Genomic DNA, 25,868 nt, shown 5'->3' on the forward strand with positions numbered 1-25,868 from the left:
AGCAGCGATAATGGCGGGGGCGGTCAGCCCCCGGTGGTGGGTGGGGAGGGTGTGTCGGCGGGCGATCTTGATGGGACGGCCCGCCGACCGGGCACTCAGCCGAGCAGCTGCAACTCCGCCAGCTGCGTCTCCGCCGCCCCGTGGTTCGCGCTGACCACGAGCCGGTACCGGGCGTAGGACGCACTCCCGGTAACCGAGAACGCCCTGGTCTCCCGCCGGTCCCCGAAGTCCACGCCGCTGCGCGTGTCCACCGTCGTCCAGCTCGATCCGTCGTCGGACCCCTGCAACGTCCAGTCCCGCGGATCCCGCCCCGGGGTGTCATTCGCCGAGGTCAGCGTGTACTGCTTGACCGCCACCGCCGAACCGGGCTGGTCGGTGATGGTCGCCGTGTTCGCGAAGACCAGCCACTTGGTCAGTGACGTGTCGTCGGTCAGTGACGCCCGGCCCTCCGCCCCGGTGTTCTCCCCACTCACCGTGACCGTCCCGCCGGTCGCGCGGTCGGTCTGCCGGGCCGGCGCCGACGTCCCGCTGGTCAGCGACGACGGGATGTCGGCCGTTCCGGTCCCCCACGACGACGGATTCGGGCCCATCGTGAACGCGAGAGTTCCCCCGGCCAGCAGATCGGCGTGGGTCAGATAATTCTTCGTATAGGCGACCCCGTTCAGCGTCGCGTTCTGGATATAGCGATTGGTGTCGCTCACCCCGGGCGCCGAGACCGTGAACGTCCGCCCGTTCTCCAGGGCGATGGTCGCCTTCGCGTGCAGCGGCGCGCCGATCGCATAATCGGTCGTGCCCATGCGCGCCGGATAGAAGCCGAGCGCGCTGAAGATGTACCAGGCCGACATCTCGCCGTTGTCCTCGTCGCCGAGATAACCGTTCCCGGTGCCGGCGCCCGAGTCGTACAGCTTGGTGAGGACGTTGCGGACCTGGTTCTGCGTCTTCGACGGCGTCCCGGCGTAGTTGTACATGTAGAGCATGTGGTGAATCGGCTCGTTGGCATGCGCGTACTGGCCCATGTTGCCGTCGTAGGCCTCGCGCATCTCGTGAATCACGCCGCCGTAGCAGCCGGTCTGGTAATCGCGGGACGCGGCCAGCACCGCGTCGATTTTCGCGGCCATCTGGGCGCGGCCGCCGTACAGATTCGCCATGCCCTGCGGATCCTGCGGGGCCGGCAGCGCGTAGTGCCACGCGTTGCCCTCGGTGTACTCACATCCCCAGGTCGCGGGATTGAAACTCGCGTCCGAGGTGCGCCAGCTGCCGTTGCTCTGCTTACCCCGGAAGAATCCGACGGTCGGCGAGTACAGGTTCGCGTAGTCCAGGGTCCGGTTCCGGAAATACGCCGCGTCCTCGTTCTTCCCGAGCGCGGTCGCCATCTGGTAGATCCCGAAATCGCTCGTCGCGTCCTCGATCGTCCACGACAGCGAACCGTCCCGCGAATCCGACGGCACATAGCCCTTGAACGTGCTGACTTCCTGCCCGGCGCGGCCGTTGACCGACGGCGAGTAGACCATCGCATTCTTCACCATCGACGCGTAGGCCGCCGAAAAATCAAAATTCCGGACCCCCTTGACGTACGCGTCGGCCAGCGCCAGATCCTGATTCGTCCCCGGCATCACCGCCTTGTTCCACGGTCCCGACCAGATCGGCGTCCATCCGGCCGTCTTGTACACATTGACGAATCCGTCGAGCATCTCCCCGGTCCTCGCCGGCGACAGCAGGGTGTAGAGCGGCCACACCGCGCGGGCGGTGTCCCAGAAACCGTTGTTGACGTACATCTGGCCGTCGTGCAGCTGATTGTCGTAGGGGCTGTAATAGCGGCGGACGCCGTTGACCATTTCGGAGCGGTTGTTCGGGTACATGTAGACGCGGTACAGGTTCGAGTAGAACGTGATCAGCCGGTCGGTGTCGGCGCCCTCCAGGCTGACCTTGCCGAGCACCGCGTTCCACTGGGTGGCGGCCTCGTCCCGTACCGTGTCCAGGGTTTTCGTCCCGACCTCCTGGCCGAGGTTCGCGGCGGCCTGGGCCACGCTGATCCAGGATGTCCCGATCCGCATGGTGACCTGCTCGTTCGCCGCGGTGGCGAAGCGCACCCAGCTGGTCGCGCCGCCGCCGCTGACCTGACCGGTCGCGGTGATCGCCTTGTCGACCGTGGCCGAGAAGTAGAGCCGCGCGCCGCGGTGGTCGGTATAGCCGGAGATGGTCCGGGCCGCGGTGTCGACGCTGAACGAGCCGGTGTTGCTGTCCGTGGTGTCGAACAGGAGCACCGCCTCGGAGGTGGCCGGGAACGTGAAGCGCAGGACGCCGGCGTGGTCGGTCGGCGCCATCTCCGCCGTGATGCCGTACGTGTCGAGCCGGGTCTTGTAGTAGTGCGCCCGGGCCACCTCGTTGGCGTGGCTGAACGTCGACTTGCGGGCGTCCGGGGTGGCCTTGACCGCGCCGGTCATCGGCATCACCTGCAGCTGGCCGTAGTCGCCGAGCCACGGGCTCGGCTGGTGACTGATCGCGAAGCCCTGCACGGTGGTGTCCGACCACTGGTAGAGCCAGCTGTCGTCGTTGCCGTTGGTCACCGGCGTCCAGAAGTTGAAGCCGTTCGGCACGGTCGCGCCCGGGAACGTGTTGCCGCGCGAGTAGCCGGAGTCCGAGTTCGAGCCGCGCCGGGTGTCGACGAGATCGGCGAGCGAGCCGGCCGCGGTGACGCTGACGTCGTCGAGGTAGCCGCGGAACGTCCCGGTGCCCTCCGGCTTGTCGTAGCCGATCAGGATCCGGTCGATGGTCTTGCCGGCCACCTTCGCGCCGATCACCGAGGTGACGTAGTTCCAGGTGCCGAAGCTCGGCACGCTGCCGCTGCCCTGGTCCCGCGGGTGGACGCGGACGCCGTGCTGGTCGACGGCGCCGGAGTCGCGCAGGAACGTGCCGTCGGTGAACGCCAGGTCGACGGCCACGTCCAGGTTGCCGCCGCTCTGCGGGTACAGCCAGTACGACAGGGTGGTGGCCGGGGTGACCGCGACGTCGACGTCCAGGATCCGGTTGTACGAGTAGCTGGTGGTGGCGCTGGTGTCCGCGCCGGAGTACATCAGCGCGGTGGTGCCGGAGTGGGCCGATTCGGTCCGGGTGCCGGTCTCCATGCCGGTCAGGCCGCAGCAGTAGCCGCCGACGCCGGAGCTGCTCTCCACACTGTCGGTCCAGGTGGGCTGGGGCTGGCCGGTCTCGAAACCGGTGCTGAACTCGGCGGTGGCGGCGGCCGCCGGGATGGACGGGACGACCGCGAGGATCAGGCCGGCGGCCAGGGCCGCGACCGCGCCGAACGCGGTCGACCTGGCACGCCGATGGGAGCGATGGGAATCGAGGAGCACAGGTCCTCCTGGCGGGGGCACGGGGACACCATTGATCCAGCAACGTCGATGACAACGTTGTCGGGACGACAGTCAACGCCCGCCCGGCAGAAACAGTCAAGAACCTTATCGAAAGATTTCACAGCATGGATGCAACACGGCGGCCGTGGATCCCGACGGCCTCGGCGCGGCGCGACAGCCGGCCGCGCTGGTGTCCGGCCTGGTCGGCGGCGGCGCTGATCCGGGCGGCCGTCAGGGCGCCCGGATCACCCGATCCGCCCGGGATCGCGTGACCGTCAGGGCGCCCGCTCACCCGAGCCGCGCGGGACCCCGCGAGGCCGTCAGGGCGCCCGTTCGCCCGAGCCCCGGGGGATCAGCGACGCCGGGATCACCACGGTGCGCGGCGGGCCGGTGTATCCGCTGATCCGGGCGTGCGCCAGGCCCGCCGCCTCCCGGCCCAGTGCCGTCATGTCGTGCGCCACCACGGTGGTGCCGACCACGTCGGCCAGCTCGAAGTCGTCGAAGCCGACCAGCGCCGGTGGCCGCGACCGGCCGGCCAGCACCCGCAGGGCTCCGGTGGTCAGCCGGTTGTTGGTGGTGAACAGCGCGGTCGGCGGCTCGTCCAGGGTCAGCAGCGCGCCGATCGCCTGCTCCGCGGTGGTCGCGTCGTGCACGTCGGTGCGCAGGTACCGCTCCCAGTCGGCGTTGCCGGCCGCGCGCATCGCGGTGGCGAAACCCTCTATGCGGGCGCGCTGCGAGGCGGTCCGGGCCAGATCGGCGACGAGCGCGATCCGGCGGTGACCGCCGGCGAGCAGGTGCTCGGCCGCGGCGCGGGCGCCGCCGGCGTTGTCGATCAGCACGCTGTCCGCGGCCAGGCCCTCCGGCGGGCGATCGAGGAAGACGACCGGGACGCCGATGTCGTCGCGGGCCAGGTACTCCTGGCCGCCGCCGCTGGGGACGACCAGCAGGGCCCGGACCCGGCGCTCCAGGAACACGTTCACCAGGTGCCGCTCCTGGGCGACGTCCTCGTCGTTGTTCGCGGTCACCAGCAGCAGGCCGTGGCGGCGCAGCTCGCGCTCGACGCCGCTGGCGACCGCCGAGTAGAACGGGTTGGCCAGGTCGCCGCTGATCAGGCCGACCAGGGCGGACGTGCCGCCGCGGCGCAGCTCGCGGGCGAGACCGTTGAGGCGGTAGCCGAGCTGCTCGGCGGCGGCCCGGACCCGGCGACCGGTCTCCTCGGCCACGTTGGGTTCGCTGTTGAGCGCTCGGGAGGCGGTTTTGAGGCTGACACCGGCCAGCGCCGCGACCTGACTCAGGGTCGGCAGCCGGACGGCCGGATCGTCGGCGGGCATGTCACTCCGGGTGCGCAGTCGGCGAGGGCCCCAGTATGGCATCCCGAACCGTCATCGACCGGTCACCGCGACCCAGACCGCATGATCATTTCACCGGCGCCGGATCAGGACCGGCCGCGGAGCCACGACGTGCCGCACGAAAATTCCTGCAAAACCGGCGACCGAGTGGCAGAACGCCGCAGGAAAGTATCCTGCGGCGTCGGCGGCTGGGTCACGGAGCCTGCAGGAAAGATTCATGCGGGAGCTGACGGAGGCATCAAAGAACGCTTCGGACGGTGCCGTGTGGTCAGTTCGCCGGGCGGCGGTGCGGCGGGATCGTCCGGAACACGGCGGTGACCAGCAGCGCCCCGGCCGCCGCCCCGAGCGCCGGCATCACCGTCAGCAGCGCGGCCACCCCCAGCCCCAGCGCCGACCAGACGACGACCCGCAGCGCGGTGTCGAGCCCGGCCCGTCCGGTCGGGCGCTCCGCGGACCACCGGGGCAGCCAGGCCACCGCGGCGGCGACCGCGATCGCCCCGAGAATCCCGGCGACGGTACGGGCCTCGGCCGGCCAGCCGAAACGATCACCGGCCACGAACGCCGCCGCCAGCACGCACACCGCCCACACCTTGCCCAGCAGCCAGCGGGCCGCACGGCCGGCCGGCCCGTTCGCGCTCTCGGCCGGCCCGTTCGCGCTCTCCTCGATCACGCGCCGAGGCGTACCCCGGATTCAGAATTTTCATTCACCCGCAAGAGCACGGATTCACGAAAAACAATGCCGGGGCACACTCACCGCGGCCCACGACCTGGCCCGAACCTTCACCAAGACCACCGCGGCAAAGGAAAGTTCCTTCGGCCCAACACCCGGCAGGCAAGACCCGGACCCTCACCAAGGCCGCCGCGACAAAGGAAAGTTCCTTCGGCCCTGCACCCAGCAAGCAAGGACAGTTCCTTCGGCGCAGGACCCAACGGGCAAGGACAGTTCCTTCGGCGCAGGACCCAGCGTGGAAGGACAGTTTTATCGGCGCAGGACCCGGCGGGCGAGGAAGTTGCCGAGGAACTGACCGGCCTGGACGATCACCACGATCGTCGCGACGCTGATGTAGACCAGCGTCCAGTTGTACCGGTGCGCCCCGTAGGTGATCGCGAAATCCCCGAGCCCGCCCCCACCGACCAGCCCGGCCTGCGCCGACATGTCCACCACCCCGACGAAGATGAACGTGTACCCGAGGATCACCGGCCCGAGCGCCTCCGGCACCACCACCGTGAGCAGGATGCTCAGCGGCCGCGCGCCCGCCGCCCGGGCGGCCTCGAGCACACCCGGCTCCACCGTCAGCAGGTTCTGCTCGATGATCCGGCTGACCGCGAACGCCGCCGCGACGGTCAGCCCGAACGTGACCGCCTCCTTGCCGATGGTGGTCCCGACGGTGGCCAGCATGACCGGCTGGAACGCGGCCAGGAAGATCACGAACGGAATCGGCCGGATCACGTTGACCAGCAGATTCATGATGATGTGCACCGGCCGGTTGGCGAGCAGGCTGCCCGGCCGGGTGGCGTAGAGCACCAGCCCCAGCACCAGTCCGAGCAGTCCGCCGAGGACCACCGAGATCCCGACGATGTAGAACGTCGTGCCGATCGCCTCGCGGAAGAGCGGCAGGTTGGTACGGAACTCGTCCACGTCAGTCCTCCTCCTCGGTCACGTCGACGCCGTCGGCCCGCAGCGCGGCGAGCGCCTGGTCGATCCCGTCGTCCGGCCCGGTCAGCGCGAACGTCAGGCTGCCGACCGCACGTTCCTGCACCTCGCTGACGCCACCGAAGACCAGCTCGGCGATCACGCCGTACGCGAAGAAGGTTTTCGCCAGGCCGGACCGGTCGCGAACGGTGACCGTGACCAGCCGCCCGGGGTGGGTCCGGCGCAGCCGGGCAAAAGTTTCCTTCGACGGACGGTCGCGCAGCGCGTCGCGGGTGAAGTCCGCGGCCACCGCGCTGGACGGGTTGGCGAACACGTCGTAGACCGTTCCGGTCTCGGCGACCCGGCCGCCCTCCATCACCGCGACCCGGTCGGCGACCGTCCGGATCACGTCGAGCTCGTGCGTGATCAGCACGATCGTCACGCCAAGTTCGCGGTTGACCCGCCGGAGCAGGGCCAGGACCTCGGACGTGGTCTTCGGGTCGAGCGCGCTGGTCGCCTCGTCGGCGAGCAGCAGCGACGGGTCGGTGGCCAGCGCCCGGGCGATGCCGACGCGCTGTTTCTGCCCGCCGGAGAGCTGCTCGGGATGGTCGTGGGCGCGGTCGAGCAGGCCGACGAAGTCGAGCAGCCGGGCCACCCGCCGGTCGCGTTCGGCGCGGCCGACCCCGGCCACCTTGAGCGGGTAGGCCACGTTGCCGGCCACCGTGCGTGACCGGAACAGGTTGAACTGCTGGAAGATCATGCCGATGTCCCGGCGGACGCCGCGCCGATCCTTCTCGGACAGCGCGGCGATGTCCCGGTCGTCCACCCAGACCCGCCCGCTGGTCGGCGTCTCCAGCCCGTTGATCAGCCGGATCAGCGTGCTCTTGCCGGCGCCGGAGTGGCCGATGACGCCGAACACCTCGCCCTTGGCGACTTCCAGGCTGACGTCGTCCAGCGCGACCACCCGGGACCGGTCGCGGTCCCGGGTGAACGACTTGGCGACATTCTCCAGGCGTACGTGCGGCACGGGGTTACTTGCCCGCCGCGACGGCCTGGTCCTGGACCTTCTTGAGCAGCGCCTGCAGGTCGGCGGCGGGCACCGTGCGCAGCACCGCGACGTTGCCGTTGGCCTCCTGCACACCCTTCTCCACCGCCGGGTCGTGGTAGAGCTCGGCCAGCTTCAGGAAGGTCGGGTTGTCCTTGTCGGCGGCCCGGGCGGTAAAAATGTTCACGTAGGGCGCGGCGCTGTCACTGGCCGGGTCGTCCTGGAAGATCGCCGCGTCGCGCGGCAGCTTCGCGCTGGTCGCGTAGTTGTTGTTGACGATCGCCCCGGCGACCGAGCCGCTCTGCAGGGCGCCCGCGGTCTGCGACGCGTCCAGGGCGACCGGCTCGACCTTCTTGGTGTCGACGTCGGTGAGACTGGAGAACGCGCTGCCGCCGTTCTTCAGCGTGAGCAGCCCGGCCGCCTGCAGCACGAGCAGCCCGCGCGCCTGGTTGATGGCGTCGTTCGGGATGGCGATCTTGGCGTTGGCCGGGATGTCGGCCGGCGCCTTGAACTTCAGCGAGTAGAGCGGCAGCGGGTAGACCGCGGTGGCGCCGATCGGCTGCAGGTCGTCCTGCGCGGTGACGTTGTAGTTCGCCAGGTACTGGATGTGCTGGAACTGGTTGAGGTCCAGTTGCTTCTGCTTCAGCGCCGGGTTCGGCTGGCTGTAGTCACTGAAGTTGATCAGCTCGACGGTGACGTTCAGCCTCTGCTTCGCCAGGTCGAGGTAGGTCTTCCAGTAGGGCGACTCGGCGTCGGCGACGCCGATCCGCACGGTCTCGGCCTTCGTGCCGCCGGCGGTGGTGGCGTCCTCGTCGTCGCGGTTGGCGACGACGCCGACGATCACGCCGGCCACCACCACGATGACCGCGGCGGCGGCGATCCAGGGCCACCGGCTGCGCCTACGGGTGGGCAGAACCGGCTGGTCGGACTGGTCAGACATCAATGACTCCGAAACATGAAGGTCGATCAACTTGGCGGAGTCACCATAACCCACTTCCCCGATAGGAGAAATGTGTCCTGCGTCTAGTCGGCCACCCCGCCGGCAGAAGACCCAAGATCAGATCAAAACCGATCATTCGGTACGGACGGAGCCGCCACGATCAGCGAGACGCCCAGGCCCGGGTCGCGACAGGTCGATCACTCCGGGGTGACGACGACCGCCAGCATCCGGGTGAGGCGGGCGGTCAGCTCGCCGGCGTCCGCGTCGCGCAGGGCCGGCGTGCCGATCAGCCGGCGCATCAACCAGGTCCCGGCGACCAGCGCAAGCCCCAGCTCGGCACGCTCCGCGGCACCGGACCCGGACAGGGCGGCGGCGAAGCGGGCGCCAACGTGCTTCTCGATCCCGGCCCGGATGATCTCCGCGGCCCGCGGGTTCGCCGCTGACTTGATCATGAGCTCGAACGGGCCGAGATGCTCGGCGCCGGCCTCGGTGCGGGCCACCAGGGCGCGCGCGGTCCCGGCCGCGAGGTCCTCCGGCGCGGCGCCGGGAGCGTCGCCCGGCACCACCGTCGGCGGCGCGAAGGACACGTCGACCACCTCGGCGAACAGCCCCTCCTTGGAGCCGAAGTAGCGGTTCACCAGCATCGCCGTCACGCCCGCCGCGGCCGCGATGTCGCGGACCCCGACCCCGTCGTAGCCGTGCCGGGTGAACGCGGTGATCGCCGAGGTCAGGATCGCCTGGCGGGTGACGGCCGCGTTGCGCGGGCGAGTGGCGGGGCTCATACCGAAAAGTCTACAGACGCAGACTTGGCCGCCGTAATCTACAGGTGTAGACATCGGTTCCACACTGAGGAGCAACCCATGGATCTGCAGCTGACCGGCCGTCGCGCCCTGATCACCGGATCGACCTCCGGGCTCGGCGAGACGACCGCCCGCCTGCTCGCCGCCGAGGGCGCGGAGGTCGTCATCCACGGCCGCGACGCCGGGCGGGCCGCCGCGGTCGCCGCGTCGATCACCGCCGCCGGCGGAAAGGCGTCCGTCACGATCGGCGATCTGGCCACGGACGCCGGCGCCGACGCGGTGGCCGAGGGCGCGCTGGCCGGTGGCGCCGTCGACATCCTGGTCAACAACGCGGGCGCCTACGAGCACCTCGACTGGGCCGCGGCGACGCCCGACATCTGGCTCAACACCTACAACATCAACGTCGTTTCCGGCGTACGGATGATCCACCGTCTCGTCCCGGCGATGCGGGACCGCGACTACGGCCGCGTCGTCACGATCGGTGGCGGCCTGAGCCTGCAGCCGTTCGCCGGCCACCCGCACTACAACGCATCGCTGGCCGCCCGGCACAACCTGGCCGTCTCCCTGGCCCGCGATCTGGCCGGCACCCGCGTCACGTCGAACGTCGTCTCGCCCGGCGCGATCCTGGTCCCGGCCGTGCGCGAGTTCCTGACCAAGCTGGCGCCGGAGCGTGGCTGGGGTGAGGACTGGGCGGAGATCGAGGACCGGTCGGTCCGCGAGATCGTCCCCAACGACCGGGTCCGCTACGGGCGCCCGGAGGAGATCGCCGGTGCGGTCGCCTACCTGTGCGGCCCGCACGCGGAGTACATCAGCGGCGCCACCATCCGGGTCGACGGCGGCTCGGTCCGCGGCGCCTTCTGAGCCCCCGCCGCCCCCGGGCACCCGGGTCGAGGCAACGACCGCCCGGGGGCGGCGGTCCCCACGTCAGTCAGGCCCCACGTCAGGCGGGGCCCCACTTCAGGCGCGGGCCCAGGTCAGTCGTCGAGGCGCAGGTTCGGGTGGCGGCCGGCGATCGAGCGCATCCGCCAGCGGTGCGGGAAGACCGCGAGCAGGGCGCCGTCCCGGACGCGGGTCATCACCTCGACGTTCGACTCGGTGCGCAGGATCTCGCGACCGGCCTCGTCGGTGCGCGCGGCCACCTCGTACGGAAGATGGTTGAGTTGGACCTTGACCCCGAACTCGGCCTCGAGCCGGTGGGTGGCGACCTCGAACTGCATCGGCCCGACCGCGGCGAACACCGGCACGCCGTCGCCGCGCTGCTCGGAGCGCAGCACCTGGACCACGCCCTCGCCGTCGAGCTGCTCGATGCCGCGGCGGAAACGCTTGTAGGTGGAGGTGTCCGAGGCGGTGACCGCGACGAAATGTTCCGGCGGGAACGACGGGAGCGCCGGGTACTGCACCGGCGGGCCCACGTAGAGCGTGTCGCCGATGCCCAGTGAGGTCGCGTTGACCAGGCCGATCACGTCGCCCGGGTAGGCCTCGTCGATGGTCTCGCGACCCTGGCCGAAGATCTGCTGGGCGTATTTGGTGGCGAACGGCTTGCCGGTGCCTGCGTGCGTCACGACCATGCCGCGCTCGAACTTGCCCGAGTTGATCCGGACGAAGGCGAGCTGGTCGCGGTGGGTCCGGTTCATGTTCGCCTGGATCTTGAAGACGAAGCCGGAGAAGGCGCCGTCGACCGGGCGATCGATCTCGGACACGGTCGGCCGGGCCGAGGGCGGCGGGGCCAGCTCGAGCAGGATGTTCAGCAGCTGACTCACGCCGAGGTTGGCGACCGCCGCGCCGAACAGCACCGGGGTGCTCTTCGCCGCGAGGAACTCCTTCTCGTCGAAGTCCGCGCCGGTCATCTCGAGCAGTTCGAGCTCCTCGGTCGCGGTCGTCCAGTCCGCGCCGAACCGCTCGGCCGCCGCCTCGGCGGTCATCTCCTCCTCGATGGCGAGGCTCGCGCCGCCGGGCGCGCGTTCCATCCGGATGAACTGGCCGGTGCGCCGGTCGACCACGCCGCGGAAGTGCCCGGCGATGCCGACCGGCCAGGTCAGCGGAGTCGGCTTGAGCCCGATCCGCTGCTCGATCTCGTCCATCAGCGCGAGCGCGTCCAGCCCGGGCCGGTCCCACTTGTTGATGAACGTCATCACCGGGATGTTGCGCTGCCGGCACACCTCGAACAGCTTGAGCGTCTGCGGCTCCAGGCCCTTGGCCGCGTCGAGCAGCATCACCGCGCTGTCGACCGCGGTCAGCACCCGGTAGGTGTCCTCGGAGAAGTCGGCGTGGCCGGGCGTGTCCAGCAGGTTGATCACGGCGTCCTGGTACGAGAACTGCAGCGCGGCCGAGGTGACCGAGATGCCACGCTCCTGCTCCATCGCCATCCAGTCGGAGACCACGCCCTTGCGGTCGCCCTTGCCGTGCACCGCGCCGGCCTGGCCGATCACCCGGGCGTGCAGGGCGAGCGCCTCGGTCATCGTCGACTTTCCGGCGTCCGGGTGCGAGATCACCGCGAACGTCCGTCGCCGGTTCGCCTCGACGGCCACACCCTCTGCCGACGCCGGCACGTTCTGACTCACGATCCGCTCCCCCAACTGGCACATCCTCGACCTGAAACCGTATCCCGTCGCCGGCGATCACGAGCAGTAAGGGGTGGTGATCGCCCTCACCAGGCGGGCCGCGGCGTGGGTGCGCGGTCGAGCGGTCACCGAGAGCAACTCTCCACAGTGGCCTGGGCCACAGTTTAGTTCAATCAGTTGCTTTAAAAGTTGGCCTTGGGTTGGCTCTGCCGTACCGGACAACCCCTGTGAAAGGCCCCACCATGTCGCCCACCCCGCACCGCTACCGGCCCGACGAACTCGAGGCCCTGCGCGCTCGGTACCGAGCGGAGCGTGACCGTCGCATCCGCCCGGAGGGCTCCGCTCAGTACCGGCGTGCCGCCGGCGAGTTCGGCTACTACGCCAAGGACCCCTACACCGAGTGGACCGAGCGGGAGCCGGTCCAGGACCGGGTCGAGGCCGTGGTGATCGGCGGCGGCTTCGGCGGGCTGCTGACCGGCGCGCGCCTGCGGCAGGCCGGTGTGGCGAGCATCCGGATGATCGACGAGGCCGGTGACTTCGGCGGCACCTGGTACTGGAACCGGTACCCCGGCGTGCACTGCGACATCGAGGCGACCGTCTACATGCCGCTGCTGGAGGAGGTCGGCTACGTCCCGAAGTGGCGCTACGCCCCCGGCGAGGAGATCCGGCAGCACTGCGTCGCGATCGCCAAGCAGTTCGACCTGTACGCGGACACCATGTTCCACACCCGCGTGGTCGAGCTGCGCTGGGACGAGGACGCCGCCGAGTGGAACGTCACGACCGACCGCGGCGACCAGTTCCGCGCCCGGTACGTGGTCGTCGGCTCCGGCACGCTCACCCAGCCGAAGCTGCCCGGCATCCCGGGGATCGAGGGCTTCACCGGGCACACCTTCCACACCAGCCGGTGGGACCACGGTTACGACCTGGCCGGCAAGCAGGTCGCGGTGGTCGGCACCGGCGCGACCGGCGTCCAGGTGATCCCGCAGATCGCGCCGGAGGTCGAGCACCTCTACGTCTTCCAGCGCACCCCGTCGTCGGTGGACGTGCGCGGCAACCGGCCGACCGACCCGGCGTGGGCCGCGTCGCTGGCGCCGGGCTGGCAGCGCGAGCGGATGGAGAACTTCCTCACCCTGGTCACCGGCGGTGACGTCACCGAGGACCTGATCGCCGACGGGTGGACCGGCACCGCCCGGCTGCAGCGGCAGATGCTGACCGGCACGCTCGACACCACGATCCCGGCCGAGGAGCGCGAGTACCTCGACGAGCTCGCCGACTTCCGCAAGATGGACGAGATCCGGGCCCGGGTCGACGAGATCGTCACCGACCCGGCCACCGCCGAGGCGCTCAAGCCCTGGTACCGGTACATGTGCAAGCGGCCCACGTTCAGCGACCTGTACCTGCCGACGTTCAACCGGGACAACGTCACCCTGGTCGACACCGCGGACTTCGGCGGCATCTCGGCGATGACCGCGACCTCGGTGATCGTCGGCGACAACGAGTACGAGGTGGACTGCGTCATCTTCGCGACCGGCTTCGAGGTCGGCATCTCCGGCGTGCTGTCCGGCACCCTGCCGGTGTACGGCCGCGGCGGGCTCCCGCTGCTCGGGCACTGGCGCAACGGCCCGCGCTCGCTGCACGGCTTCTACAGCCACGGCTTCCCGAACCTGTTCCACCTGGGGTCGCTGCAGAACGCCGCGTCGGTGAACTTCGTGCACGTGCTGCAGGAGCAGGCCACCCACATCGCGGCGGTGGTCGGCGCGGCCGCCGAGCGTGACGCCCGCTGGATCGAGCCGAGCGCCGCGGCCGAGGAGCGCTGGGTCGCCACGATCCGGGAGACGGCCCCGGACAACTTCAATTTCCAGGCCGGATGTACGCCGGGCTACTACAACGGTGAGGGCAAGCCGCGCCCGGTGAACAATTCCTTCGGTCCCGGCCCGGTCGTCTTCCACGACCTGCTGCGCCACTGGCGCTCCTCCGGCGGCCTGGACGAGGTGCTGCACGAAGGCTGACCGACACTTTCATCGGAGTCGATGTGGCGTCCGGGCACATGGGCTTGCCGTTCACAGGTCCGTAACGTTCGCGACATGAATCCCCGGAAGCTCTGGCCGGCGCTGCTAGCTGCAGCGCTGGCCGTGGCCGCGCTCGCGGTCGCCCCGTTCTCCCCCGCGAACGCCGCCGCCACGCTCACCGCGGTCGGCTCGTTCGGCAGCAATCCCGGCGCGCTGAAGATGTACGCCTACGTCCCGGACGGCCTGCCCACCGGCCGTCCGCTGGTCGTGGCGCTGCACGGCTGCACGCAGAGCGCCACCGACTACTACTCGCACTCCGGCTGGCCCAAGTACGCCGACCTGTACCGGGCCGCGGTCGTCTTCCCCGAGCAGACCACCGGCAACAACTCGCTGAGCTGCTTCAACTGGTTCACCGCCGGGGACATCGGCCGCGGCCAGGGCGAGGCATTGTCGATCAAACAGATGGTCGACAAAGCCATTGCGGCGTACGGGTCGGACCCGTCCCGGGTCTACGTCACCGGCCTGTCCGCCGGCGGCGCGATGACCGCCGTGATGGTGGCCGCCTACCCGGACGTGTTCGCCGGTGGCGCGGTCGTCGCCGGGCTGCCGTACAACTGCGGCACGGTCTGCCAGTACCAGGCCCAGAGCAAGACCCCGAAGCAGTGGGGTGACCTGGTCCGCGCCGCGAATCCGGGCTACACCGGGCCGTGGCCGAAGGTCGGCATCTGGTACGGCACCTCGGACACCACGGTCGTCCCGGCGAACGCCACCGAGCTGCGCGACCAGTGGACCAACGTCGCCGGGGTGTCGCAGACGGCGACGTCGACGGAAACCCTGCCCGGATCGACGACCGTCGAGCACTACGGCAGCGCGGTCACGCTCTACCGGGTGCAGGGCATCGCGCACGGCACGCCGGTCGCGCCCGGCAGCGCGGAGAACCAGTGCGGCACGACCGGGACGTACTATCTCGCCTCGATCTGCTCGTCCTACTACATCGCCCAGTCCTGGGGCCTGACCGGCGGCACCACCCCGCCGACCAGCCCGACGCCGTCGACCAGCCCGACGACGACCCCGCCGACCGCGCAGCCCTGTTTCACCGCCAGCAACTACGCGCACACCACGGCCGGGCGCGCCTACCAGTCCGGTGGTTACGCCTACGCCAACGGATCGAACCAGGCGATGGGGCTGTGGAACACATTTACCACCCACACCCTGCGCCTGACCGGAACAAACTTCTACGTGCTCGCCGACGGGCAGTGCTGAGCCACGGCGGGCGGCCGCACATCGATGTTCTTCTGCTCATCGATTGATGGCCGCCCGCCGTTGCCGTACGCCGACGATATTGATCTCTCGTGGAACGAAGGAATCTTCTCCGCGCGGCCATCGCCGTGCCCGCCGTCCCCCTGGCCGTCGGCGCGTTCGACGTCGCCCCGGCCGCGGCCTCGTCAGCGAAGTTCGACACCCACGACCCGCGGTTCGCCCTCGCGGTCCTGCCCGACACGCAGTACCTGTTCGACGCGGACAGCGCCGACCCGGCACCGCTGCGGGCGACCTTCAAATACCTGCTGGAGCAGCGCGCCGAGGACAACGTCGCCTTCCTCACCCACCTGGGCGACGTCACCGAGCACGGCACCGAGCAGGAGATCAACCTGGCCGGGACGACGTTCCAGGCGATCGACGGGCGGCTGCCGTACAGCGTGCTCGCCGGCAATCACGACGTCAACGGCGGCACCGACGACCAACGCGGCGACACGCCGTACCGGAAGGTCTTCGGTCCTGATCGGTTCCGGCACGCCGCCACGTTCCTCGGCTCGTCCGCGGACGGCTACAACAGCGCCCACCGGATCACCGCCGCCGGCCGGCAGTGGCTGATCCTGGCGCTCGACTGGCGCATCTCCGACGCGGGCCTCACCTGGGCACGAAACATTCTCACGGCGAACCCGAAGCTGCCGGCGATCGTCACCACCCACGACCTGGCCTGGGCCGACGACGCCGGGCAGGCCTACCTGTCCGGGAACGGTCAGCGGCTCTGGGACCAGTTGATCAACGAACACGACCAGATCTTCCTGACCTTGAACGGCCACTACTGGCCGCCGGGACGGACCGTGCTCAAGAACGCCGCCGGGCACGACGTGCACGTGCACATCACCAACTACCAGGACCGGTACTACGGCGGCGCCGGCATGATCCGGCTCTACCACTTCGACCTGGTGCGCAACCGGATCGACGTGGAGACGTTCGCGCCCTGGTTCCTCAAGCGCGACGCCGAGGACCGCACGCCGCTCGAGGCCGAGACCATCGAGCTGACCAGCGACGTCGACCGGTTCAGCCTGTCGGTGGACTTCGACGAGCGGTTCGCCGGCTTCGCGCCGCCGGCGCTGCCCGCCCCGCGCCCGGCCGCCCAGGTCATCGACCGGCACACCGCCGCCTACTGGCGCTTCGAGGGCGACGTCGAGAAGGTCAACGACCTGACCGGCAAGGGCAACGACCTTACGGTACGGCGTTTGACCGCAACCGATCATCTGACCGTCTCCCCCGAGCACCACCTCGGCGCGCCCACCCACTCCAGCATCCGCTTCGACGGCGGATCCGGTCGCGGCGCCCTGCTGCAGACCGCCCCGAACGCCCCGCTGAACAGCCTGAAGTTCCTCGACGGCTACACGTTTGAAACTTTCCTCAAGCTGCCCGAGCCGTTCGAGGGCAACCACAACTGGATGGGCATCTTCAGCTGGGAGGGGCGCAGCGGCGACGCCGGCAAGCACAGCGGCTGGTCCCCGCTCGAACCGACCTGCAGCCTGAACCTGTCGCCGGAAAGATTCCTCCAGTACGTGCTGTACACCGAGGACGGCGACCACAACCCGACGTCGTGGGGCCACGCCATGCCGGTCGGCGTCTGGCACCACGTCGCGGTCGTCAACGACGGCAAGCGCAGCATCGTCTGGGTCAACGGCTCGAAGATCGCCCGCAACCCGACCCAGCCGGCGCACGGCGTCGCCACCCTGGGCCGCCCGTTCACGCTCGGCGGCACGTCCTTCGACCTGAACTACGACCAGAGCTTCTACGGCTGGATCGGCGACACCCGGATCACCACGCGCGCCCTGCGCCCCGAGCAGTTCCTCCCGGCCGGCCGCTTCCGCTAGGCCGGCCCCGGGGCGGCCCGCCAGCGCGCGGCCGGGCCGCCCCGGCCCTTACCGCCTCGCCCGGTTCCGCTCATAGCTCGAACAGCGCGAACAGGGCCGGGTCGACGAAGGACACCGAGGACCGGATCAGGCCGCCGGTGACGGTGAAGAGCTGGATCGAGTGCGGGGCGCCGGCCGGGGTGTAGGCGGCCAGGGCCGGGCTGCCGTTGGCGGCGATCGGGACCAGGCGCCAGCCCGGGCCGCGCATCGCGAAGACCCGCTCGATGAAGGTCCGATAGTGATCGCGGCCGGCGAGCCAGAGGTTCACCGGCGGCATCTCCAGGACCACGTCCTCGGCCAGCAACCGGGTCAGGGCCGGCACGTCGGCGGCCTCGAACGCGGCCGCGTACCGCGCGACCACCGCCTGCCCGGCCGGGTCGGCGGGCTCGCGCAGCGCGTCCGGGGACGGGGACGCGGCGCGCAGCGCGGTCCGGGCCCGCTGCAGGCCGCTGTTCACCGCGGCGACGCTGCAGTCCAGGATCTGCGCCGTCTCGGCGGCCGACATCTGCAGCACCTCGCGCAGCACCAGGATCGCCCGCGGCCGGGCCGGCAGCAGCTGCAGCGCCGCGACCAGCGCGAGCCGCAGCCCGGCCCGTTGCAGGACGGCGTCCGCCGGGTCGCCGAGCCGGGCGTCCGGGAACGGCTGCAGCCACCGGATCTCACGACTCGGCGTCAGCGGCGCGTACGGGTCGTCGCCGGCCGGGCCGAGACCGCTCGGCAGCGGGCGGCGGGCCCGGCCGTCCAGCGCGGTCAGGCAGGCGTTGGTCGCGATCCGGTGCAGCCAGGTGCGCACCGAGGCACGGGCCGGGTCGTACCGATCGGCGGCCGTGAAGGCGCGCAGCATCGTCTCCTGCACCAGGTCCTCGGCCTCCTGGAACGAGCCGAGCATCCGGTAGCAGTGCGCGAGCAGATCGCCGCGGAATTCTTCGAACATGGCGGATTCTCCGATGAGTTCACCGGCCCGGGCCGGTATGTGGTCGGTGAGAGAGTTTCCGACCGAAGGGATCCGACCATGGGCGACGTCATCGTCACTCAGTTTTCCACGCTCGACGGCGTGGTCTCCGACCCGGACGGGCGCGGCGGCACCGGATACGGCGGCTGGGCGTTCCGCTACGGGTCCGGGCCGGTCGCCGACGACAAGTTCCGGCTCGGCGACCGGATGGACCGGGGCGTCCAGCTGTACGGCCGGCGCACCTGGGAGGCGTTCGCCGCCCTGTGGCCGGGGCGCGACGGTGCTTTCGCCAAGCGGATGAACGACGTACCGAAGCATGTCGCGACCCGGACCGGCATCGACCCGCAGCGGTGGCAGCACTCCCGGGCGATCGGCGGCGACGCCGTCGCCTGGGTCGAGAAGACCCGGGAGAGCACCGACATCGTGGTGATCGGCAGCCTCAGCCTGATCCGGCAGCTCGCCGCGGCCGATCTGGTCGACGAGTACCGCCTGGTCACGTTCCCGCTGGTGACGGGCGAGGGCGACCGGCTGTTCAGCACGCCGGGAAGCTTCGAGATCACCATGGTCGAGCAGGTCGGCCCGACGGTCCTGACCCAGCTCCGGCGGGTCCGCGACTGATCATCGCATTTGCGGTGGCCGATATGGTCGGCGGCGTGACCAAGGCCTTCTCGGTGCTGCTGTTCATCCCGTTCCTGGCGGTGACCGTGCTGGCGTTCGCCGCGGTCATCCGGCGGCTGCTGGGGGTCCGCGTCGGTCCCGGGCGGACCCTGCTGGCCGGCGTCCTGGCGACGCTGGTGACCTCGCCGATCCTGGCCGCGCTCGCGCCGCCCGACCCGGGGAGCGTGACCGCGCTCGAGGGCACCCTGCTGGTCCTGGCGGCGGCCAGCATCGCCGCGCTGCTCGCGATGACCGCCCTGGTCGTGCTGGAGGTGCTGCTGCCGGCCGGGTCGCTGCCCGGGCCGGTGGAGACCTGGCGCGGGCTGCGGCGGCGGGTCGAGCGGACCCGGCGGTACTCGACGATCGTGCGGATCGCGCTGCGGCACGGGCTCGGCCGGTTCCTGCGCGGGCCGGCCCGGCCCGGGCCGACCTCGGCCGCCGCGCGCCGCAAGCTGGCCCGGTCGCTGCGGGAGGCGCTCGACGAGGGCGGGGTCACCTTCGTCAAGGTCGGGCAGCTGCTGTCGACCCGGCGGGACCTGCTGCCGGCCGAGTTCGTCGAGGAGCTGACCGCGCTGCAGGACCGGGCCGCGCCGGTGCCGTGGGCCGAGATCGCCCCGGCGCTGGCCGGGCTCGGCGCCGGCCTCGCCGAGGTCGACGAGCAGCCGCTGGCCGCCGCGTCGGTGGCGCAGGTGCACGCCGCCCGGCTGGCCGACGGCACCCCGGTGGTGGTCAAGGTGCGCCGGCCGGGAGTCGCCGCGGTCGTCGAACGGGACCTGGACATCCTGCTGCGGCTGGCCGGGGTGCTGGAGGCGCGCACCTCGTGGGGGCGGTCGCTCGGTGTGCGGCGGCTCGCCCTGGGCTTCGCCGACGCGCTGCGCGAGGAGCTCGACTTCACCGTCGAGCGCGACAACCTGCAGACCATGGCGGCGGCGCTGGCCACCTCACCCGGGCGCGGGGTCGAGGTGCCGTTCGCGTACGCCGAGCTCAGCTCCGAACGCGTGCTGGTGATGCGCCGGCTGCCCGGCACGCCGCTGGGTGCGGCCGGGACCGTCCTGGACGGGCTCGACGACGAGCGCCGGCACCGGATCGCCGCCGGACTGCTCGACAGCCTGCTCGACCAGGTGCTGGTGCACGGGATCTTCCACGCCGACCTGCACCCCGGGAACCTGCTGGTGGCGGCGGACGGGTCGCTGGGGATGCTCGACCTCGGCTCGGTCGGCCGCCTCGACGCGGTCACCCGGGCCGCGGTCGGCCGGCTGCTCGCCGCGGTCGGGCGCGGGGACGCGGTCGGGGCCAGCGACGCGCTGCTCGACCTCGCCGACCGGAACGAGGACGTGGACGAGCGGGACCTGCAGCGGGCGCTGGGCATGCTGCTGGTCCGCTACGCGGCCCCGGGCAGCAGCGCCGGGGTGGCGGCGGTCTCCGCGCTGCTGCGCACGTTCACGGCGTACGGCCTGGGGGTGCCCGCCCCGGTCGCCGCGGTCTTCCGGGCCTTCGCCACCCTGGAGGGCACGCTCGGGCTGCTGCGGCCCGGGTTCGACCTGATCGCCCAGGCCCGCGAGTCCGGCAGCCGGCGGATCCTCGGCACGTTCGCGCCGCGGGCGGTCGAGGAGGAGCTGGTCGCGCTGCTGCCGATGCTGCGCGGGCTGCCCCGCCGCCTGGACCGGCTCGGCGACGCGGCCGAGAACGGGCGGCTGCGGCTCAACGTCCGGCTGTTCTCCGACGACCAGGACCGGCGGGTGGTCACCGGGCTGGTCCACCAGGCCCTGCTCACGGTGATCGGCGCGGCCGCCGGGGTGATGGCCACGCTGCTGCTGGGCAGCGGCGACGGGCCGCGGGTGACGGCGTCGGTCGGGCTGTTCCCGGTCCTGGGCTACGGCCTGCTGGTCGTCTCGGTGGTGCTGGTCCTGCGCGTGCTGGCGATCATTCTGCGCCGGGACTGACACCCGGTATCCGCGTGGTCATCACGCGGGGGCCGGCGGGCCCGCGGGCGGCGGCACCGGGCCGGCGTCGGCGAACCAGCCGGCGTCCAGGGCCGGAGCGGTGTCGCGGACCACGTAGCGCTCCTGGACCTCCAGGATCTCGTGGCCGGCGGCGGCCAGCTCGCCGCGCAGCGCCATGAACCGGGCCAGCGCGGTGGTGCGGCCCGCGCGGTGGAAGCGTTGGGTCACGAACCGGTGGCCGGTTCCGCCGGCGCTGCGGGACAGGCGCGCGCGGTGCGGGGTGACCAGCGCGCCGAGCGCCGCGACCGGGCCGGGGTCCAGGCGGACCTTCACGTGCTGCTCGAAGTAGCGCTCGCCGGTGGCCTCGGCGTCGCGGACCGGCACGCCGCCGGCCTCGGGGCCGATCGCGATCTTCGTTCGCACCACGTCGAGGCCGGTGTCGCGGAGACGGGTCTGTTCGTCGTGGACGGCCTCCACGACGTACGCCCAAGGGCCGTTGATCTTGAAGTTGATCATGGGTTGGCCCGGATGCCGGCCGCGGTCGAGGACGATGTCGCGGAATCGCAGGCCGTCGCGGCGGGCGGTCGCCTCGGCTTCGCGGCGCTGGACGGCCGGCGTGGTCAGGTGCACGTCGAATTCCCCGTTCATGCCGGCAGATCCTATGGACGACCACCGACAAAAATTTCCTACGACGTGGTGACCGGGCGCGCCCGGCCGACGCCGTACCGGGAAAGGGTCTTAGATTGGTCTTGCGTAAAAGTTGAAGGAGCAAGCATGTCGAGTCCGGTTCTGCAGATCATCGCCGCCAGCACCCGGGACGGGCGCAAGGGCTTCGCGGTCGCCCAGTGGGTGCAGCGCGTCGCCGAGGCCCACGGCGGCTTCGACGTCGAGCTCGTCGACCTCGCCGAGGTCGGCCTCCCGCTGTTCGACGAGCCGAACCACCCTCGGCTGGGACAGTACAAGCACCAGCACACCAAGGACTGGAGCGCGATCGCCCGGCGGGCCGACGCCTACGTGTTCGTCACCCCGGAGTACAACCACTCCTTCCCTGCGTCGCTGAAGAACGCGCTCGACCACCTGTACGTGGAGTGGAACGACAAGCCGGCCGGGCTGGTCTCCTACGGCGGCGTCTCGGCCGGGCTGCGCGCCGCGACCGCGATCAAGCCGGTGCTCGCCTCGCTGAAGATCGTGCCGGTCACCGAGGCGGTGTCGGTGCCGATGTTCACCCAGTTCATCGGTGACGACGGCCGGTTCGCGCCGTCCGCGCAGGTCGAGGCGTCCGGCAAGGCGATGCTCGACGAGCTGGTGCGCCTCACCGGCGCGCTGCGCCCGCTGCGCGGCTAGACCGGGCGGTGCCGCGGTGACCAGCCGGCAGGCCGGCCACCGCGGCGGAACGGATCAGTGCTCCGGCCAGCTCCAGTGGGTGCCGGCCGGGGTCGTCGCCGGCTCCGCGGCCAGTGCGGTGGAGGCCGTCGCCGCCATCGCCGTCGCCGCCGTCGCCGTCGTGTCCGGCGGCGTCACCCCGGTGCAGCCGCCGGAGTCCGGGCGGCCGGTCAGGAAGTACGCCGCCAGGTGTTCGGTGCACTCCGGAACCCGCGCGACCGAGCCGTGGATGTCGTCCTGGACGGTGAACACCGTGCCGCCGATCGCCGCCTGGACCTGGGCGATCCACGGGTACGGCGTCGGGCTCTCCCACACGTGCCCGGACAACTGCAGCGACCCGTTCGAGCGGCGCAGCCGGAACGGCTCGTCCGCCGGGATCGGCCAGCCGGCGCACCGCTGCGTGGGGATGCTCAGGCTCCCGGCCACCGGGAAGTCCCGCTGCCAGCTCTGATAGGTCTTCCAGAAGGTCGGGAAGTCGTGCGGGCTGGTGTCGTCGTTGCACAGGATCGCGGTGCCGGCCACGTCGTTGAACTGCTCGGGCAGGTCGGCCGGCGGCTCGCTCGGATCGGTCGGTTCCGCCGGATCGGGCACGATGATCGGCCGGAGCGCGTCCGGCACCGGGTCACCGGACTTCGCCGTGGCCAGCGCGGCCAGGCCGGCCGCGGCGTCCGCCCACGCCGGGCTGGGCGCGACCGCCAGGAACGCGGCGAGGCTGCCGTCGATCTGCTCGTCCAGGTCGCTGAACACGATCGGCGACGCGTCGAGTCGCTTCTTCAGCCGCTTGACCAGGGCGACCACCTCGCCGGTGGTGTCGCCGAGGTGGTAGGTCGCGTCCCGCTGCGCGACCCAGGCGGCCCAGTGCGACACCTTGCGCTCGTCGGCGGCGGTCACGTCGTGGAACCGCGAGTCGAGCCGGTTGGCGGTCGGGCCGACCACGCTGTCCAGCCACATCCGGTCCACCGATCGCGGGTAGAGGCTGCGGAACACCTGGCCGAGCAGGGTGCCCCAGGAGACGCCGAAGTAGCTGATCCGCCGCAGCCCCAGCGCGGCGCGCACCCGGTCCAGGTCGCGGGCCACGTTGGCGGTGGTCAGCTGGGCGAGGAAGGTGGCGTTGCTCTGCCAGCAGGTCCGGTTCACGGTGGTCTGGAAGTCGTAGATCTGCTTGGCGGTCGCCTCGGTGAGCGGGCCGGGCGGGATCTCCGGCGGGACGACGTCGCCGCCGGGGTGGGCGCACTCGGCCCGGGTGCTGTAGCCGACGCCGCGCGGGTCGAAGCCGATCAGGTCGTACTTCTCGCTCAGCGTGGCGAACTGCGGGCTGGTCAGGGCCAGCTCGTGCGGCATCAGGTAGCCGCTGCCGCCCGGGCCGCCCGGGTTCACCGCGATGCTGCCCAGTTTGTGGCGCTGGTCGGTGGCCCGCAGGCGGCTGATCGCGACGGTGATCTGCCGGCCGTTCGGGTGGTGGTAGTCGAGGGGCACCTGGACGGTGCCGCAGTCGGTGCGGGCGAGCAGGGCGCGGAAGCGGGGTAGCTCCTCGGCCGGTACGCCCATCGCCTCCAGCGTCGCGTCCGGGTACGCCACGCACGTACCCCAGGTCACCTGTGGTGACGCCGTGCTGGATGACGCCGCGCCGGCTTGAGCGGCCGGTGCGGGCAGGACCATCGCACCGGCGGCGACGACGAGCACCCCGATCCCGGCGGCCAATCGCTTGTGTCGTGTCATGAGGAGATTGATACCGGTGTACGTGTCACGTCGCGGTCACCAAAATCGCCCAGGCTCCTCACAGCCGGAGCTCTGCTTTCGCACGGCCTGCGCTCGGGGCGGCCGAAAGTGAATAGACTGACATTCATCGATTCGATTGAGGTGGATGCGTGCCGGACCCGACCGCAGTGCGGCTGCGTGCCACCCCGTTGCGCCGGCCGGCCTTCCGCACGTTCCTGGCCGGGCACTTCGTCTCGCTGATCGGCGACCAGCTCTACTTCCTGGCGCTGCCGTGGACCGCGCTGCGGCTGGGCGCGTCGCCCGGCACGGTCGGCGTGCTGCTGGCCGCGGCCGCGGTGCCCCGGGCGGCGCTGATGCTCGGCGGCGGCGTGCTCGCCGACCGGCTCGGCGGGCGCCGGGTGATGCTCGGCAGCGACCTGTTGCGGGCCGCCGTGATGACCGTCGCCGCGCTCGCCGCGTTCGCCGGGACCGGTGGACTGCCCGGCCTGTTCGCGGTGGTGATCGTCTTCGGCGCGGTGGACGCGATGTTCCAGCCGGCGCTGGCCACCATGCTGCCGCACCTGCTGCCGGCCGAGGCGCTGCCGACCGGCAACGGGCTGCGCACCCTGGCGACCCGGTTCGCCCAGTTCCTCGGACCGCCGATCAGCGGCGTGCTGATCGGCTTCGGCGTGGGCTGGGTGTTCGCGGCCAACGCGGCGACCTTCCTGGTCTCGGTGCTGGCGCTGCGCGTCGTGCCGATCGCGCCGCCGGCCCGCGCTCCGGACGGCCCGGGCTTCACGGCGGAGCTTTCCGCCGGGCTGCGCTATGCGCGGGACCACCGTACGCTCGCCCGCCTGCTGCTCTTCACGATCCTGGTGGGCGCCGGGCTCACCGGGCCGCTCAACGTCGGCCTGCCGCTGCTGGCGCATGCCGTCGGGTGGGGCGCCGGCGGCCTGGGCCTGATGCTGGGGGCGCTGGGCGCGGGCGCCACCACCGGGGCGGCGCTGCTCGGGTTCGGTCTGCTGCCGGGGGCCGGCACCGGGTCGCTGATGATCGGCGCGACCGCCGGGCAGGCGCTGCTCACCACGGTCGCCGGGCTGGCGCTGCCGTTGCCGGCGACGGTGGCGGTGCTGGCCGGGCTGGGTTTCTTCCTCACCCTCGCGGGCGGCTCGGCGACGAGCCTGGTGCAGGCGGCCACCGCGCGGCCGATGCTGGGCCGGGTGGGCAGCCTGATGTCGTTCGCCATCTTCGGGCTTCTGCCGGTGACCTACGCGGTGTGCGGGGCGGTGGCCGGCTGGACCGGGGCGCGGCCGCTGCTGCTGGCCGGCGGTGTGATCCAGGGGGCCGCTACGGTGTGGGCGCTGTGCTCGCCGCCGCTGCGGCGCGTCTCGATCGCCTCCGGTGCGGACGCCTGACCGCTCTCCTCCGGCGCGGACGCCTGGCCGCTCTCAGGTGTCCTGGGCCAGCTCCCGCAGGACCTGGACCAGCGCCGCCACGCTGGGCCGCTGGTCCGCCGAGGTCCGGACCACCGCGGCGATGTGCCGCTCGAACGTCTCCGCCAACGGCAGGACGTCGAAACGCGACGGCCGCAGCCGCAGCATCAGCCCGGTCACCGTGCTCACCCCGATCCCGGCCTCGACCAGGGCGAGCGACGCGGCCGTGTCGTTCACCTCGTGCCGCAGCTCCGGCTCGATGCCGGCGCGCCGGCAGACCACCCGGATCGCCTGGCCGTAGTGGGTGTCCTCGGGCGGCAGGATCCAGCCGACCGGCGCCCCGGTCTCCGCCAGGCTCACCGCCCCGGACCGCGGCATCGACCCGGTCGGCACCGCCAGCGAGAACCGTTCCCGGTAGAGGCGCACCACCCGCAGCGCCGGGTCGCGGCGGATCGGCACGTCCGGGTACTCCAGGCCGATCGCCAGGTCCGCGGCGCCCGACGAGACCGCGTCGTAGACGTCGTCGACCACCATCTCCCGGCTGCGCACGACCAGGCCGGGATGCCGCTGCCGGACCCGGGCGAGCAGCACCGGCAGGATGTCCGCGGCCGCGGTGGCGAAGAGCGCGACCTGCAGCTCACCCGCGATCGCGCCGTGGCTGCGCTCCAGGGCGGCGGTCGCCGAGGCGTCGATGTCCAGGATCCGCTGGGCGTGCTCGACCAGGGCCAGGCCCGCCCCGGTCAGCTCCACGCGACGGCCGGCCCGGCGCAGCAACGGCACACCGGCCGCCCGCTCCAGCGCGCTGAGCTGCTGCGAGATCGCGCCGGGCGTGTAGCCGAGGGCGGCCGCGACGGCGGTCACCGTCCCGCGCCGGCGCAGCTCGACCAGCGATCGCAGCTGCACGCTCGACCAGTCCACGCCACCTCCGACCGT

At 71.5% G+C, this 25,868-nt stretch carries 20 protein-coding genes; 8 read left to right on the forward strand and 12 right to left on the reverse strand.

Annotated features, from left to right (window positions below):
* Positions 1 to 95: 95 nt before the first annotated feature.
* The 7 genes from L3i22_RS31505 to L3i22_RS31535 form a co-directional block, all read right to left on the reverse strand.
* On the reverse strand, positions 96 to 3,353 hold the full coding sequence (locus tag L3i22_RS31505) for a GH92 family glycosyl hydrolase (RefSeq protein WP_255657311.1): 3,258 nt from the start codon (positions 3,351 to 3,353) through the stop codon (positions 96 to 98).
* Between the two features lie 320 nt (positions 3,354 to 3,673).
* Positions 3,674 to 4,684, reverse strand: coding sequence for a LacI family DNA-binding transcriptional regulator (locus L3i22_RS31510; protein WP_221321131.1), 1,011 nt, complete (start codon positions 4,682 to 4,684; stop codon positions 3,674 to 3,676).
* 286 nt (positions 4,685 to 4,970) lie between these two features.
* Positions 4,971 to 5,372: a hypothetical protein gene (locus L3i22_RS31515; protein WP_221321132.1), complete on the reverse strand. Its 402-nt coding sequence runs from the start codon at positions 5,370 to 5,372 to the stop codon at positions 4,971 to 4,973.
* Between the two features lie 309 nt (positions 5,373 to 5,681).
* Complete coding sequence (locus L3i22_RS31520) at positions 5,682 to 6,341, reverse strand: methionine ABC transporter permease (protein ID WP_221321133.1); 660 nt, start codon at positions 6,339 to 6,341, stop codon at positions 5,682 to 5,684.
* Position 6,342: 1 nt separating this feature from the next.
* Positions 6,343 to 7,362, reverse strand: coding sequence for a methionine ABC transporter ATP-binding protein (locus L3i22_RS31525; RefSeq protein WP_255657312.1), 1,020 nt, complete (start codon positions 7,360 to 7,362; stop codon positions 6,343 to 6,345).
* 4 nt (positions 7,363 to 7,366) lie between these two features.
* On the reverse strand, positions 7,367 to 8,320 hold the full coding sequence (locus L3i22_RS31530) for a MetQ/NlpA family ABC transporter substrate-binding protein (protein ID WP_221321134.1): 954 nt from the start codon (positions 8,318 to 8,320) through the stop codon (positions 7,367 to 7,369).
* Positions 8,321 to 8,517: 197 nt separating this feature from the next.
* Entirely contained in the window at positions 8,518 to 9,102 is a 585-nt protein-coding gene (locus tag L3i22_RS31535; RefSeq protein ID WP_221321135.1) for a TetR/AcrR family transcriptional regulator, read from the reverse strand.
* A 78-nt stretch (positions 9,103 to 9,180) separates the two neighbouring features.
* Between L3i22_RS31535 and L3i22_RS31540 the strand changes: the two genes are divergently transcribed.
* On the forward strand, positions 9,181 to 9,981 hold the full coding sequence (locus L3i22_RS31540; protein ID WP_221321136.1) for an SDR family NAD(P)-dependent oxidoreductase: 801 nt from the start codon (positions 9,181 to 9,183) through the stop codon (positions 9,979 to 9,981).
* A gap of 113 nt (positions 9,982 to 10,094) precedes the next feature.
* On the opposite strand, the gene L3i22_RS31545 is transcribed toward L3i22_RS31540, so the two are convergent.
* Entirely contained in the window at positions 10,095 to 11,681 is a 1,587-nt protein-coding gene (locus L3i22_RS31545) for a peptide chain release factor 3 (protein ID WP_221321137.1), read from the reverse strand.
* Positions 11,682 to 11,923: 242 nt separating this feature from the next.
* Here L3i22_RS31545 and L3i22_RS31550 point away from each other — a divergent pair, with 242 nt between their 5' ends.
* The 3 genes from L3i22_RS31550 to L3i22_RS31560 all read left to right on the forward strand — a co-directional run bounded on the left by L3i22_RS31550 (position 11,924) and on the right by L3i22_RS31560 (position 16,830).
* The gene (locus tag L3i22_RS31550; RefSeq protein ID WP_221321138.1) at positions 11,924 to 13,690 is read left to right on the forward strand and encodes an NAD(P)/FAD-dependent oxidoreductase; all 1,767 of its coding nucleotides are present in this window, start codon (positions 11,924 to 11,926) and stop codon (positions 13,688 to 13,690) included.
* 75 nt (positions 13,691 to 13,765) lie between these two features.
* A complete protein-coding gene (locus L3i22_RS31555) occupies positions 13,766 to 14,953 on the forward strand; it encodes a PHB depolymerase family esterase (protein WP_221321139.1) in 1,188 nt (395 codons plus the stop codon).
* Between the two features lie 89 nt (positions 14,954 to 15,042).
* Positions 15,043 to 16,830 carry a LamG-like jellyroll fold domain-containing protein gene (locus tag L3i22_RS31560; protein WP_221321140.1) on the forward strand — a complete coding sequence of 596 codons (1,788 nt, stop codon included), beginning with the start codon at positions 15,043 to 15,045 and terminating at the stop codon, positions 16,828 to 16,830.
* A gap of 70 nt (positions 16,831 to 16,900) precedes the next feature.
* Here L3i22_RS31560 and L3i22_RS31565 read toward each other — a convergent pair whose 3' ends face one another.
* The gene (locus tag L3i22_RS31565) at positions 16,901 to 17,803 is read right to left on the reverse strand and encodes an RNA polymerase subunit sigma-70 (RefSeq protein ID WP_221321141.1); all 903 of its coding nucleotides are present in this window, start codon (positions 17,801 to 17,803) and stop codon (positions 16,901 to 16,903) included.
* Between the two features lie 78 nt (positions 17,804 to 17,881).
* On the opposite strand from L3i22_RS31565, the gene L3i22_RS31570 reads away from it, so the two are divergent.
* Positions 17,882 to 18,439, forward strand: coding sequence for a dihydrofolate reductase family protein (locus L3i22_RS31570; protein ID WP_221321142.1), 558 nt, complete (start codon positions 17,882 to 17,884; stop codon positions 18,437 to 18,439).
* 35 nt (positions 18,440 to 18,474) lie between these two features.
* Positions 18,475 to 20,421, forward strand: coding sequence for an AarF/ABC1/UbiB kinase family protein (locus L3i22_RS31575; RefSeq protein ID WP_255657313.1), 1,947 nt, complete (start codon positions 18,475 to 18,477; stop codon positions 20,419 to 20,421).
* A gap of 21 nt (positions 20,422 to 20,442) precedes the next feature.
* On the opposite strand, the gene L3i22_RS31580 is transcribed toward L3i22_RS31575, so the two are convergent.
* Positions 20,443 to 21,069: a hypothetical protein gene (locus L3i22_RS31580; RefSeq protein WP_221321143.1), complete on the reverse strand. Its 627-nt coding sequence runs from the start codon at positions 21,067 to 21,069 to the stop codon at positions 20,443 to 20,445.
* Positions 21,070 to 21,195: 126 nt separating this feature from the next.
* Between L3i22_RS31580 and L3i22_RS31585 the strand changes: the two genes are divergently transcribed.
* Positions 21,196 to 21,765 carry an NADPH-dependent FMN reductase gene (locus L3i22_RS31585; RefSeq protein ID WP_221321144.1) on the forward strand — a complete coding sequence of 190 codons (570 nt, stop codon included), beginning with the start codon at positions 21,196 to 21,198 and terminating at the stop codon, positions 21,763 to 21,765.
* 54 nt (positions 21,766 to 21,819) lie between these two features.
* On the opposite strand, the gene L3i22_RS31590 is transcribed toward L3i22_RS31585, so the two are convergent.
* On the reverse strand, positions 21,820 to 23,523 hold the full coding sequence (locus tag L3i22_RS31590; RefSeq protein ID WP_221321145.1) for an alpha/beta fold hydrolase: 1,704 nt from the start codon (positions 23,521 to 23,523) through the stop codon (positions 21,820 to 21,822).
* A gap of 149 nt (positions 23,524 to 23,672) precedes the next feature.
* Here L3i22_RS31590 and L3i22_RS31595 point away from each other — a divergent pair, with 149 nt between their 5' ends.
* Positions 23,673 to 24,917: an MFS transporter gene (locus L3i22_RS31595; RefSeq protein WP_221321146.1), complete on the forward strand. Its 1,245-nt coding sequence runs from the start codon at positions 23,673 to 23,675 to the stop codon at positions 24,915 to 24,917.
* Between the two features lie 33 nt (positions 24,918 to 24,950).
* Here the strand turns inward: L3i22_RS31595 and L3i22_RS31600 are convergent, their stop codons facing one another.
* Positions 24,951 to 25,853: a LysR family transcriptional regulator gene (locus tag L3i22_RS31600; protein WP_221321147.1), complete on the reverse strand. Its 903-nt coding sequence runs from the start codon at positions 25,851 to 25,853 to the stop codon at positions 24,951 to 24,953.
* Positions 25,854 to 25,868: the final 15 nt, after the last annotated feature.

This window comes from Actinoplanes sp. L3-i22 (assembly GCF_019704555.1).
GTDB lineage: Bacteria > Actinomycetota > Actinomycetes > Mycobacteriales > Micromonosporaceae > Actinoplanes.

Bases quoted from the DNA above. Each gene is read 5' to 3' on its own strand.
- L3i22_RS31510 (WP_221321131.1), bottom strand. From the start codon at position 4,684: ATGCCCGCCGACGATCCGGCCGTCCGGCTGCCGACCCTGAGTCAGGTC.
- L3i22_RS31530 (WP_221321134.1), bottom strand. From the start codon at position 8,320: ATGTCTGACCAGTCCGACCAGCCGGTTCTGCCCACCCGTAGGCGCAGC.
- L3i22_RS31535 (WP_221321135.1), bottom strand. From the start codon at position 9,102: ATGAGCCCCGCCACTCGCCCGCGCAACGCGGCCGTCACCCGCCAGGCG.
- L3i22_RS31540 (WP_221321136.1), top strand. From the start codon at position 9,181: ATGGATCTGCAGCTGACCGGCCGTCGCGCCCTGATCACCGGATCGACC.
- L3i22_RS31550 (WP_221321138.1), top strand. From the start codon at position 11,924: ATGTCGCCCACCCCGCACCGCTACCGGCCCGACGAACTCGAGGCCCTG.
- L3i22_RS31555 (WP_221321139.1), top strand. From the start codon at position 13,766: ATGAATCCCCGGAAGCTCTGGCCGGCGCTGCTAGCTGCAGCGCTGGCC.
- L3i22_RS31565 (WP_221321141.1), bottom strand. From the start codon at position 17,803: ATGTTCGAAGAATTCCGCGGCGATCTGCTCGCGCACTGCTACCGGATG.
- L3i22_RS31570 (WP_221321142.1), top strand. From the start codon at position 17,882: ATGGGCGACGTCATCGTCACTCAGTTTTCCACGCTCGACGGCGTGGTC.
- L3i22_RS31580 (WP_221321143.1), bottom strand. From the start codon at position 21,069: ATGAACGGGGAATTCGACGTGCACCTGACCACGCCGGCCGTCCAGCGC.
- L3i22_RS31585 (WP_221321144.1), top strand. From the start codon at position 21,196: ATGTCGAGTCCGGTTCTGCAGATCATCGCCGCCAGCACCCGGGACGGG.
- L3i22_RS31590 (WP_221321145.1), bottom strand. From the start codon at position 23,523: ATGACACGACACAAGCGATTGGCCGCCGGGATCGGGGTGCTCGTCGTC.